Here is a 12433-nt window from a genome sequence, read left to right as displayed (position 1 = left end):
GACCGGCCGCCGGTGTGACGGATGATCGATCGAGACCCTTCGGCGGCATCCGTTCACGCCCGAACCGGAACGCTCGTTCCGGGACCGGCGACGAATTTCGACGGGTTCGTCACAAGCCCCGGGTCAGCCCACAGCCGCACGATTCCGCTCGGAAACATGTCCGCGAGCTGGGCGGATGACCCACAAGCGTGGGCCCGGCCCGTGATCGAACGCAATGCAACATATGCGTGAAGAATCGCGCCCATAGGTACCCTCGCGGTGGCCGGGGGAAACCAGGAGAGATAGCGTCAGGGGGTGGCAGTGAGTCTGTTGGGGAAGGCCGGCCGCGCGGCGGCCGCACGCGAATCAGGTTTTGCCGCGCACCGAGAAGGTGTCGAGCGTCTGCTCGCCAGCTATCGTGCGATTCCTTCGGATGCCAACGTGCGGTTGGCGAAAAAGACGTCGAACTTGTTTCGCGCCCGGGCGAAGAACCCCGCACCCGGACTGGATGTTTCGGGCCTGAACCGGGTGATCGCGGTCGATCCCCAGGCGAAGACCGCGGATGTGGCCGGTATGACGACCTACGAGGATCTCGTCGCCGCCACCCTGCCGTACGGTCTGGCGCCCTTCGTGGTTCCGCAGTTGAAGACGATCACGCTGGGTGGCGCGGTCACCGGCCTGGGAATCGAATCGACCTCGTTCCGCAACGGTTTGCCGCACGAATCCGTCCTCGAGATCGATGTGCTGACCGGTGCGGGCGAGATCATCACCGCCACCCCGGACGGCGAATACGCCGATCTGTTCCGCGGTTTCCCGAATTCCTATGGCACGCTCGGCTATTCGACCCGACTGAAGATCGAACTGGAATCGGTGCAGCCGTATGTGACGCTGCGCCATGTACGTTTCCACGATCTGCGCGAACTCGAAACCGTGATGGCACAGATCGTCATCGACCGGAGCTACGACGGCGAGCGGGTCGACTATCTCGACGGCGCGGTATTCACCGCCGAGGAGAGCTATCTCGTCCTGGGCCGCCAGACCGACGAACCGGGCCCGGTCAGCGACTACACCGGGATGGATATCTACTACCAGTCCCTGCGGCACGACCGCGCCGAGCCCAAGCGCGACCGGCTGACCATCCACGACTATCTGTGGCGCTGGGACACCGACTGGTTCTGGTGCTCACGGGCATTCGGCACCCAGAATCCGAGAATCCGCCGGTTCTGGCCGAAGCAGTACCGCCGTTCGAGCTTCTACTGGAAGCTGATCGCGCTCGATCACAAATACAACATCGGCGACAAGCTCGAGGCACGCAAGGGAAATCCGCCACAGGAGCGCGTGGTACAGGACATCGAGGTGCCGATCGAGCGCACCGCCGATTTCCTGCACTGGTTCCTGCGCGAAATTCCGATCGAACCGCTGTGGCTGTGCCCGCTCCGGCTGCGCGACAGCGCGGAAGTACCGGGAAAGCCCGAGGATCCGTCGCGTCCGTGGCCGCTGTATCCGCTGGAACCGGATCACACCTACGTCAATGTCGGTTTCTGGTCGGCGGTGCCGAAACAACCCGGGCAGATCGAGGGTGCGGCCAATCGCGCGATCGAGGACGAGGTCGCCCGCCTGGACGGCCACAAGTCCCTCTACTCGGACTCCTACTACGCAGAAGACGATTTCGCGCGCCTCTACGGAGGCGATCACTACGCGAATCTGAAGAAACGATACGACCCCGATCATCGTTTGCTGGATTTGTATTCGAAGGCGGTGCAACGCAAGTGACGACATTCAAGGATTCCCAGCTGCCCCCGTTCTCGGAGCTGGGAACGAAACTCAGCATTGCCGAAATCTTCGAGACGCTCGTCGACGGCGGCGTCCCGATCCGGTTCTCCGCCTACGACGGCAGCAGCGCCGGACCCGACGATTCGAAGTTCAGCCTCGAGATCACGACGCCGCGGGGTATCAACTACATCGCCACCGCACCGGGCGATCTCGGCATGGCGCGGGCCTACATCTCCGGTGACATGGCGGTCGACGGCGTCCACCCGGGCGATCCGTACGACATCCTGAAGGCGATGACCGACCTGAAGTTCCGGCGCCCGTCGGCGCTGGCGCTGGTCACCATCGCGCGCTCGCTGGGCTGGGACGCGCTCAAGCCGATCGCGCCGCCGCCGCAGGAGACGCTGCCGCGCTGGCGGCGCATCGCGCTCGAGGGGCTGCGGCATTCGAAGAACCGCGACGCCGAGGTGATCCACCATCACTACGACGTGTCCAACCGGTTCTACGAACTGGTGCTCGGCCCATCGATGACCTACACCTGCGCCTGCTACGCCGACGAGAACCAGACCCTCGAAGAAGCCCAGGAGAACAAGTACCGCCTGGTGTTCGAGAAATTGCGGCTGAAGGAAGGCGATCGACTTCTCGATATCGGCTGTGGCTGGGGTGGCATGGTCCGCTACGCGGCCCGGCGCGGCGTCAAGGTCATCGGCGCCACCCTGTCCAAGGAACAGGCCGAATGGGCGCAGGCCAAGATCGTCGAGGAGGGTCTGCAGGAGCTGGCCGAGGTCCGCCACAGCGACTACCGCGATATCGCCGAATCCGGTTTCGACGCGCTGTCCTCGATCGGCCTCACCGAGCACATCGGGGTGCAGAACTACCCGAGCTACTTCGGCTTCATCAAGAGCAAGCTGCGCGACGGCGGCCTGTTCCTGAACCACTGCATCACCCGCCCCGACAACACCCGCACGACGAAGGCCGGCGACTTCATCGACCGCTACGTCTTCCCGGACGGGGAGCTGATCGGATCCGGGCGCATCATCACCGATATCCAGAACATCGGGCTCGAGGTGGTGCACGAGGAGAATCTGCGCCCGCACTACGCGCTGACCCTGCACGAATGGTGCAAGAACCTGGTCGCGAACTGGGACGAGTGCGTCGCGGAGGTCGGTGAGGGCACCGCCAAGGTGTGGGGTCTGTACATGGCCGGCTCCCAGCTGGGCTTCGAGCGCAACGTGGTGCAGCTGCACCAGGTGCTCGGGATGAAGCTCGGCGACAAGCAGACCTGGGACGTGCCGCTGCGTCCGTGGTGGAACGCCTGAGCTTGCACGGAAAGCGTTGCCGGCGGGCCGGATTCGTGGTGACGAATCCGGCCCGCCGGCGTTCTCAGTGCAGCAGCGCGTTCAGGAACGGCCGCGGAATATCGAACGATCCGGTGCCCTCACCGGCGAGCAGTACGTCGTCACGCAGTGAATGCAGCAGATAGCTCAATTCCGGGCCGGCGTCGAGAAGTGGTCTGGTCCAGCCCAATCGGGCGCAGCGATCCAGCGCCGGCAGCAGTGAGGTGATCGCCTCGCCGTTCCATCCGGCGACCGAGAGGCATTCGACCAGCAGCAGCGCGGCATCCAATTCCGCCCGGGGACGGTTCTGTTCGACCATCCGGCCGTAGAGCGCGCGCGCCCGTTTCACCGCCGATTCGAGGCCCTCGGCCGCCACGTTCTTCCCGTCCAGACCGCGATAGTGCCGCGCCAGCAGCACGCGCACGGCCGCGACCTCCTCGGCCTCCGCGGTGAGCGCGACGGTGCCGGCGGACTGGCGCAGCACCGGGGCGGGCGGCTCCGGCCCGGCGGGTGGTTCGAGCAGCCCCAACCGCAGCCGTTCCGCCCGGATGTGGGCGGCCATGCGCGGAAGTTTGCGCTCGGCGGCCATCCGCGCGCCGTCGTCGAGCCGGGCGCGCGCGGTCTCGGTATCGCCGAGCACGGCCTTGACCCGCGCACCCACGACGAAGGTGGTGATCATGAAATCCACCGCACCGATCCGCGCCGGCAACCGATGGCTCTGCTCTAGCAGCCGGTCCGCCGCCTCCAGGTCGCCGCGCCGATAGGTCAGCTCCCCCAGCAGCGCCGCGGCCACCCGCACCGCGTGCGAACGTGGCCCCGAGCGCTCCCGCCCGATCTGCCAGGCCTTCTCGAAACACCGGGTGGCGGTGTCGATATCGAGCTGTTCATAGGCCACCGCACCGGTGTTGAGCAGACCCAGCACCACACCGAGCGGATCCTTGGACCTGCTGTGATAGGGCGCGGCCCAGTCCTGGATGGAGAGCGCACCGTCGAAATCGAAATCGCACAGCCGCACGAACGACACCAGATTCGCAGCGGTGGACACCGTCCACGGCGGCAGTTCGTCGGGCTCCTCCAGACACGGCAGCACCTTCTCCAGCACACCGTCGGTGCGGTCGCGGGCCACCAGGTCGGCGGCCGACAACACCGCGGCCTCACACCGCTGGCGGGTGGCATCGGCATCCGAGGGTGAGCTGCGGGCGAGCATATTCGACAGTCGCCCGAGCGCGGTGCGAGCCGCTCCGGACTGTTGCAGATTGATATTGGCCCGGGCCAGTGTCATCAACAGCTTCGACCGCGAAGTCACTTGCTGCACAGGAAGTTTGGACACGGTGCCGAGCAGGGTCGCCAGGCGGGAGGTGTCGATCAGATCCATGCCGCCGTTCTCGACCAGATCCACCGCCATCTTCAGGTCGGTGGCGGCCAGGGCATGATCCACCGACTTGCGCAGTTGCTGATGTTCGGCGTACCAGCGAGAAGCCTTGCGGTGCAACGACTTCAACTTGCCCGGATGCACTCGTTCGAGCCGGGCACGCAACTGCTCGGCGAACAGCGGCTGGATCCGGAACCAGCCCGGATCGTGTTCGACGCGGGTGACGAACAATTCGCGCTGTTGCGCCTGCTCCAGCAGTTGCTCGGCATCCGGCTCGCCACTGAGCGCCGTAGCCAGCCCGCCGTTGAGCTTCTCCGCTACCGAGATCGACATCAGGAATTCGAGCATGCGCGGTTCGAGCCCCGCCAGCACGTTCTCGGCCAGATATTCCCGAATGGCCTGGTTTCCGCCGGACAGATGGGCGATCAGCTGCGCCGGATCCACCGGAGCGCCCGTGGTGGCCCCGCGCAGCGACAAGCTGACCAGCTGGATCGCGGCCGGCCATCCGTCGGTCGCGGCGCGGATCTGCTCGGCCTGTTCATCGGTGAGCGGAAACTTGTTGCGCTCCAACAGGATCTGCCGCGTCTCGGCGAGCGTGAGCCGCAGTTCGTGACTGCCGATCTCGACCAGCTCGTCGCATACCCGCATCCGGCTGAGCGGCAGACCGGCCTGCTCGCGGGTGGTGATCACGAAGCGCAGATGGTGGCATCCGTTCTCCAGCAACGCATCCATCACCCGATGCGCGCCTTCGTCGGTGACCCGATCCCAGTTCTCCACCACCACCACGACGACCTGCCCGCCGCTGTGGATCTCGTCGATCAGCGTGGAGATCGCATAGGGCACCGCCTCCGCGGGGCGTTCCTCGAGCACCTCCGCCAGCCCGGAACCGATATCCGGCGCCACCCGCCGGATCGCCTGGATCAGATGGGCCAGCAGCCACACCTCGTTGTCGTCGTCGTGATCGATCCCGATCCACGCCACCGCGATGCCGTCGGCGGTGAGTTCGGTGCGCCACTGGGCGGCGATCGTACTTTTTCCGAAGCCCGCCGGTCCGTGGATCACGGCCAGCCGGCGGCGGCCACCCGTGCGCAGGATATCGAGCAGCCGGGGCCGGGGAATCGGCTCGCGGGCCGGGGTCGGCGGACGGAATTTCGTTGCGGCCGTGGGCGGTAGCGTCGGGGGCTGGGCGAGACCGGGCGGCCCCGGAGTGCGCAGCGCGGGCAGGCCGAGGACCGCGCGGCTGCGGCGTGAGGTGATCGGATACGCCGTCGCGTCGGGTTCGGCCGTGCGGCCGTCGGTCGTTTCGCCGTCGAGCAGAGCCATCTCGTCGGCCGTCTCGCCGTGCGCGATCTGCACGGCACGCATCTCCTGCCCGAATTCCAGGGCCGAGGCCGGGCGATCGGCGGGATCCTGAGCCATCGCCGATTCGATCACGCCCGCCACATCGGCCGGAATGTCCTGTTCGCGCAGGTCGGGGACCGGCTGGGTGGTGATCCGCAGAAATTGGGCGACGACGCGCTCACCGGAGCGACGTTCGAAGGCGGCGTGCCCGGTCAGCAGCGCGAACAGCGTGGCGCCCAAACCATACACATCGGACCGCACGGTCGGTTCCTCGCCCTTGAGCACCTCGGGCGCGGTGAAGGCCGGCGATCCGGTGATCATGCTGGTAGAGGTCTGAAAGCCACCCGGGATGCGCGCGATGCCGAAATCGGTCAGCTGCGGTTCGCCGTAGCGGCTCAGCAGCACGTTCGCCGGTTTCACATCGCGATGCAGGACGTGCACGCGATGTGCGCTCTCGATCGCGCCCGCGAGTTTCACGCCGACCCGCAGCGAATCCGACCAGCTCAGCGGGCCGTGATCGCGAATCAGCTGTTCCAGCGAGCCGTGCGCGGCGAACGGCATGACGAGGAACGGCAAGCCGCTGGGCGTGACGTCGACCTGCAGGACGTCGACGATATTCGGATGGCCCGACAGCCGGCCCATCGCATGTTCCTCGCGCAGGAACCGCTCCCGGCTCTCCTCGTCGATCTCCGAGGACAGCACCTTCACCGCCACCACGCGATCCAGCGCCCGCTGCGCACAGCGATAGACCACCCCGAAACCGCCGCGCCCGATCTCCTGGGCATCGAACAGCCCCATCGCCTCGAGTTCGTCGGCGATGCGAATCGGTTGGTAGCGCTGGGTATTCGCCCCCGCGGCTGCCTCCGAGTCCGCCGCGGGATCGGGATCGTCGTCGCTGCGGACCTTGCCCGTCTGTGGATTCATCTGGCCACCTCGAACGTTCCGCCCTCACTCCAACGTAGCGCGGTCGATGCGCATCCGGGCGCGGTTCCGCTCGCTTCGAGTCGCGACCGTTTCCGTCGGCCGCGGCCACACCGGTGAGAGCGACGAGACAGCAAACGGCCCGGATCACGCGGGAACGTGATCCGGGCCGTCGCAGGGAATCTCGGCGTGGCGAGAACCTTACTTGCGCAGCGAGTCCGGCACCTGGAAGCGCTCACCGAACTTCGCGGCCAGCTCGTCGGCACGGGCGACGAAGCCTTCCGTGCCACCCGGGTAGCCGACGATGAACTGGTGCACACCACCGGTCCAGGCCGGGTAGCCGATACCGAAGATCGAGCCGATGTTCGCGTCGGCGGTGCTGGTCAGCACGCCTTCGTCGAAGCACTTCTGGGTCTCGATGGCCTCGATGAACAGCATGCGGTCCTTCAGATCCTGCAGCGTGACGCCCTCAGGCAGCTCACGCTTGGAGTCGAAGGCGTCGCGCAGGCCCTCCCACAGGCCGGCGGTCCTGCCGTCGGCGTAGTTGTAGAAGCCCGCACCGTGCAGCTTGCCCTTGCGGTCGAACTTGTCGATCATGGTCTCGACCACGCGGCCCGAGGCCAGCGAAGCGGCGGAGATCGCGATGCCGTCCTTCTCGGCGGCCTCCTTGGTCTCCTTGAAGATCTTCTGCATGGTCTCGAAGTTGAGCTCGTCGCTCAGCTTCAGCGGCGCGGCCGGGTAGCCCGCCTGCAGACCGGCCTGCTCGATGGTCTGCGGGTCGATGTTCTCCTCGAGCATCATGATGGCCTCGTTGATGAACGTGCCGATGACGCGAGAGGTGAAGAAGCCGCGGCTGTCGTTGACCACGATCGGGGTCTTGCGGATCGCGAGGGTGTAGTCGTACACCCGGGCCAGCGCCTCGTCGGAGGTCTTCTCACCACGGATGATCTCCACCAGCGGCATCTTGTCGACCGGGGAGAAGAAGTGGATGCCGATGAAGTCCTCGGCCCGCTTCACACCGTTGGCCAGCAGGGTGATCGGCAGGGTGGAGGTGTTGGAGCCCAGCAGCGCGTCGGCGTCGACGACGTCCTCGATCTCCTGGAAGACCTTGGCCTTCAGGTCGGGGTTCTCGAAGACGGCCTCGATCACGAAGTCGACACCGGCCAGATCCTTGGGGTCGGCGGTCGGGTGGATGCGATCCAGCAGCGCCTTGGACTTCTCCTCGGTGGTCTTGCCACGCGAGAGCGCCTTCTCCTCGATCTTCACCGAGTACTGCTTGCCGCGGTCGGCGTTCTCCTGGGAGACGTCCTTCAGCACGACCTCGTAGCCGGCCTTGGCCGAGACGTAGGCGATGCCCGCGCCCATCATGCCGGCGCCGAGCACGCCGATCTTCTTGATGTCCCGCTTGGGCACGTCCTTCGGACGCGAACCACCGTTGTTGATGGCCTGCAGGTCGAAGAAGAACGCCTGGATCATGTTCTTCGCGACCGGGCCGGTCAGCAGCGAGACGAAGTAGCGCGACTCGATCAGCGACGCGTTGTCGAAGTCGACCTGCGCGCCCTCGACCGCGGCGGCCATGATGGCCCGCGGCGCCGGCATGTTCTGGCCCTTGAGCTGCTTGCGCAGGTTGGCCGGGAAGGCCGGCAGGTTGGCGGCCAGCGCCGGGCTCGACGGCGAGCCGCCGGGGATCTTGTAGCCCTTGCGGTCCCACGGCTGGGTGGCGGCCTCGGCGTTGTCCTTGTTGTCCTTGATCCACGCCTTGGCGGCCGGGACGAGCTCCTCGACGCTGCCGACGACCTCGTTGACCAGGCCCTTGGCCTTGGCCTTCTGCGCGTTGAACTTGTTGCCCTGCAGCAGCACGCTCATCAGGCCGTCGGCGATGCCGAGCATGCGGGTGATGCGGGTGACACCGCCACCGGCCGGGAGCAGGCCGAGCGAGACCTCGGGCAGACCGATCTGCACGCCCTTGACGTCGGCGGCGATGCGGTAGTGCGTGGCCAGCGCGATCTCCAGGCCACCGCCGAGCGCGGCGCCGTTGATGGCGGCCACGACCGGCTTGCCCAGGGTCTCGAGGCGACGCAGGTCGGCCTTGATGCTGGTGAGCTCTTCCATGATGTCCGGAGCGTTCTCCGGAGTGGTCTTCATCATGTTCTTGAGGTCACCGCCGGCGAAGAAGGTCTTCTTCGCGGAGGTGATGACGACACCGGTGATGTCGTCGACCTCGGCCACCAGGCGGTCCACCGTGGCGTGCATCGAGCTCTTGTAGAGCTCGTTCATCGTGTTGGCGCCCTGGTTCGGGTCGTCCATGGTCAGCACGACGATGCCGTCGGCGTCCTTTTCCCAGCCGATCATGTTCTCTGTCATAGTTTTTCGTTCTCCTGGAGAATGTGAAGGGTGGGGATCAGACGCGCTCGATGATGGTGGCCACACCCATGCCGCCGCCGATGCACAGGGTCACCAGGGCGTAGCGGGCGTTGCGGCGCTCCAGCTCGTCGACCATGGTGCCGGTGATCATCGCGCCGGTGGCGCCCAGCGGGTGGCCCATCGCGATGGCGCCGCCGTTGACGTTCAGCTTCTCGTCCGGGATCTTCAGATCCTTCTGGAACTTCAGCGCGACCGAGGCGAAGGCCTCGTTGATCTCGAACAGATCGATGTCGTCGACCGACAGACCGGCCTTGGCCAGCGCCTTGTGCGCCGCCGGGGTCGGGCCGGTGAGCATGATGGTGGCGTCGGCGCCGCTGGTGGCGGTGGCGACGATGCGGGCGCGCGGGGTCAGACCGGAGGCCTCCCCTGCTTCCTGGGAGCCGATCAGCACCAGCGCGGCGCCGTCGACGATGCCCGAGCTGTTACCGCCGTGGTGCACGTGGTCGATCTGCTCGATGTAGTGGAACTTCTGCAGCGCGACCGCGTCGAAGCCACCCATTTCGCCGATGCCCGCGAAGGACGGCTTCAGCTTGGCCAGATCCTCGACGGTGGTGCCGGGACGCATGTGCTCGTCCTGGTCCAGCACGGTCAGGCCGTTGATGTCCTTGACCGGCACGACGGACTTGGCGAAGTAGCCGCCGGACCACGCCTGCGCGGCCAGGTCCTGCGAGCGCACGGCGAACTTGTCGACGTCCTCGCGGGTGAAGCCCTCGATGGTGGCGATCAGGTCGGCACCGATGCCCTGGGGCGCGATGTAGAGGTCGTAGCTGGTGGCCGGGTCGGCGAACAGCGCACCGCCGTCGGAGCCCATCGGCACGCGCGACATCGACTCGACACCACCGGCGATGACCAGGTCCTCGAAGCCGGAGCGGACCTTCTGCGCGGCCATGTTCACGGCCTCGAGGCCGGAGGCGCAGAAGCGGTTGATCTGCACACCGCCGACCGTGTCGGGCAGGCCCGCGGTCAGCACGGTGGTGCGGGCGATGTCGGCACCCTGGTCACCGATCGGCGACACGACACCCAGGATGATGTCCGAGATGCGATCCTCGTCGAGGTTCGGGAAGCGGTTGCGCAGCTCCTGGACCAGACCGGTCGTCAGATCGATCGGCTTGACCGAGTGCAGCGAGCCCTTCTTGTTGCGGCCGCGCGGGGTGCGGATGGCCTCGAAAATGTAGGCCTCTGTGGTCATATCGGAGTGTTTCCTTCCTTAAAGGTGCCGACCGGCCATCCGACCGACCGTGTTCGATCCCGGCGAGCCCTCGGGCACACCACACCGGCGAACCGGGAGGTCACACACGGTTTCCTCCGGAAGTCCGCCGAGCGCATAACGCTGTACAAACGCCGACACGCATCGACCTACGAGGCTCCGGGATGCCCGTATGCCTGGGCATACCATAGAACCTCGTAGCACCGATGCTGACGACCACCCGTTCATAGTACAGCGGGATGCGAACTCCGGTTAACTTAACGTATTCCGGCAGGTGACTGTCAACCACCCAGATGTGTGGCACCCAACTCAGTTCGCAGCAACTCCAAGGCCACCTCATCGGGGTCGCGGCGCTGTTCCGGCGGGACCGGTCGCGCCGATTCCGCGAGCATCTCCTGCTCTTCTTCCGGCGTCAACGCAGGTGGGACACCGTCGTAACCTACCGGCGAGTAGTCCGACGGCCCGGGGTCGTCCGGAAGGTCCGGCGCCTCGGGCGGCGGAATATCGTCGTCGGGCGCGGTTCGGTCGCCGGCGCCGGCGCCGCGCGGCGGGCGGAACTCCCGTCGCTGTCCCTGCCCCTGACCGTCGCGACGATCGGCCGCGGCGCCCCGGGTATCGGTCTGACCGCCACGGGTCTCACCGTCCGCCGACTGCGCCTGGCTCTGGCTGGGCCGGACGAATCGCGGCGGTTGCGACTGCCCCGGATTGTCCCCACGCCCACCACGGCCGGCCGACGGTTCGGCGCCGCCTCGCGCAGGTCGCTCGGACGCCGCACCACCGGTGCGCGCACCACCGGCATCGCCCGACCCGACTTCCCACCGCACGCCGTACTGCCGGCCGATCACCGCGTGCACTGCGGCCCGCACGGCGTCGATGTTCTGCGGAATGGACAACCGCTGCGCGAGCGGAGCATGCGGATGGGCGAACACGATCGTGTCGCCCTCGACCCGGACGGCCCCCACCGCACCCGACAGCAGCGCCGGCAGGGCGGCACTCGACTCCCGCGCCTTGGCTCGGATATCGGCCCAGGCGGCCTCGATCTCCCGCAGGACATCGCCACTGCCGGCCTCCGCGGGCGACGTCACCAGCTCCGCGGGCGCATCCGCGATCCGGTCCGCCTCGTCGGCATCCGACGGATCCCGCCTCTCCGGGCTGTCGGCCGAAGCCGACTCCGGGGTGGCAGACCGGGCAGCGTCGGAATCGGTGACGGAATCGACCGCGGGACCGTGGGCATCCGAACCCGCGACGGCATCCGGGCCGCTCGAACTCGCGGCACCCGTCGACCGGGCGGCCACACCGGCCGGCTCCGAGTCGCGATCGGACTCGACGGTTCCTTCGGCGCCCGCGCCCGACTCGCCTCCCGTTTCGGGGCGGTTGGCGACGTCGCCGGAAGCGGTCGCGTTCGGCCCACGGTGGCCGCGCTCGGCGGCGTCGTCGGATCCGGCCGACACCGATTCGCCTCGATGGACAGTGGAGGCGGCGTCGCCGGGCGCGGGATGCATCGGGTCGGATGATTCCGGCCGGGCCACAGAATCCGCAGCGGGCCGGTGGACGGCGACCGACTCGGCTGCGCCCAGGTCGGGAGCCAACTCCTCCGTTTCGGCCTGTCGCTCGGTGTCGGTCACCGGCTGCGCGCCGGAGGGAGACGCACCCTCCGGCCCGGACCCGGCGACCTGATCCGCATTTCCTGATTCGGCACCGGAATCGGTTGTCGCCGTGGAGATTTCACTTGTTTCCACACCGACCGACGCCGGGCGGACAGCTTCGCTGTCGGCCGATACGGCACCGACGGCTACGGAGCCGGTCCCAGAGACCTGCTCACCGCTCATCGAAATACCGGCGGCACCGGGTCGGTCATCCGGAACCGGACGATCGGCCGCCGCCGGGTACGCATCCTGCGTCCCATCCGAAACTTCTTGCGGCCGTTGATCTTCCGATTCGTTCTGCGATTGCGGCGCCGCCGGTGATTGCGGGCCGGTCGGCGACTGCGCCCGCTGCGCCGGATGCGGCGCGCTCTTCTTCTCCCGCATCGCGGCGAGGGCTTCCGCGCCACGGCGACGCGGCTCGCCGGACGACCGGGCC

General features: G+C 67.2%; 5 protein-coding genes and 1 pseudogene. 2 read left to right on the top strand and 4 right to left on the bottom strand.

Annotated features, from left to right (window positions below):
- Nucleotides 1-300 precede the first annotated feature (300 nt).
- Nucleotides 301-1752: an FAD-binding oxidoreductase gene (locus RJ03_RS01345; protein WP_051024118.1), complete on the top strand. Its 1452-nt coding sequence runs from the start codon at nt 301-303 to the stop codon at nt 1750-1752.
- Nucleotides 1749-3068 (top strand): class I SAM-dependent methyltransferase, encoded by a 1320-nt coding sequence (locus RJ03_RS01340; protein ID WP_036497272.1) that lies wholly within the window; start codon nt 1749-1751, stop codon nt 3066-3068. The genes RJ03_RS01345 and RJ03_RS01340 overlap by 4 nt, the downstream gene beginning before the upstream one ends.
- A gap of 64 nt (nt 3069-3132) precedes the next feature.
- Here RJ03_RS01340 and RJ03_RS01335 read toward each other — a convergent pair whose 3' ends face one another.
- The 4 genes and pseudogenes from RJ03_RS01335 to RJ03_RS34755 form a co-directional block, all read right to left on the bottom strand.
- Nucleotides 3133-6723, bottom strand: a complete 3591-nt coding sequence (locus RJ03_RS01335; RefSeq protein ID WP_036497270.1) for a serine/threonine-protein kinase — start codon at nt 6721-6723, stop codon at nt 3133-3135.
- Nucleotides 6724-6921: 198 nt separating this feature from the next.
- Complete coding sequence (locus tag RJ03_RS01330) at nt 6922-9084, bottom strand: 3-hydroxyacyl-CoA dehydrogenase NAD-binding domain-containing protein (RefSeq protein ID WP_036497268.1); 2163 nt, start codon at nt 9082-9084, stop codon at nt 6922-6924.
- A 37-nt stretch (nt 9085-9121) separates the two neighbouring features.
- Nucleotides 9122-10333 (bottom strand): acetyl-CoA C-acetyltransferase, encoded by a 1212-nt coding sequence (locus RJ03_RS01325; protein WP_036497267.1) that lies wholly within the window; start codon nt 10331-10333, stop codon nt 9122-9124.
- A gap of 299 nt (nt 10334-10632) precedes the next feature.
- A pseudogene (locus tag RJ03_RS34755) lies at nt 10633-12433 on the bottom strand (hypothetical protein); the annotation flags it as partial.

It is taken from the genome of Nocardia aobensis NBRC 100429 (assembly GCF_000308375.1).
In the GTDB taxonomy this organism is placed as follows: Bacteria; Actinomycetota; Actinomycetes; order Mycobacteriales; family Mycobacteriaceae; genus Nocardia; species Nocardia aobensis.
The sequence above is the reverse complement of the archived record's forward strand: the minus strand, read 5'-3'. Positions and strand labels throughout refer to the sequence as shown.

Coding starts and splice junctions, on each gene's coding strand:
- RJ03_RS01335 (WP_036497270.1), bottom strand. CDS start 6,723: ATGAATCCACAGACGGGCAAGGTCCGCAGCGACGACGATCCCGATCCC.
- RJ03_RS01330 (WP_036497268.1), bottom strand. CDS start 9,084: ATGACAGAGAACATGATCGGCTGGGAAAAGGACGCCGACGGCATCGTC.
- RJ03_RS01325 (WP_036497267.1), bottom strand. CDS start 10,333: ATGACCACAGAGGCCTACATTTTCGAGGCCATCCGCACCCCGCGCGGC.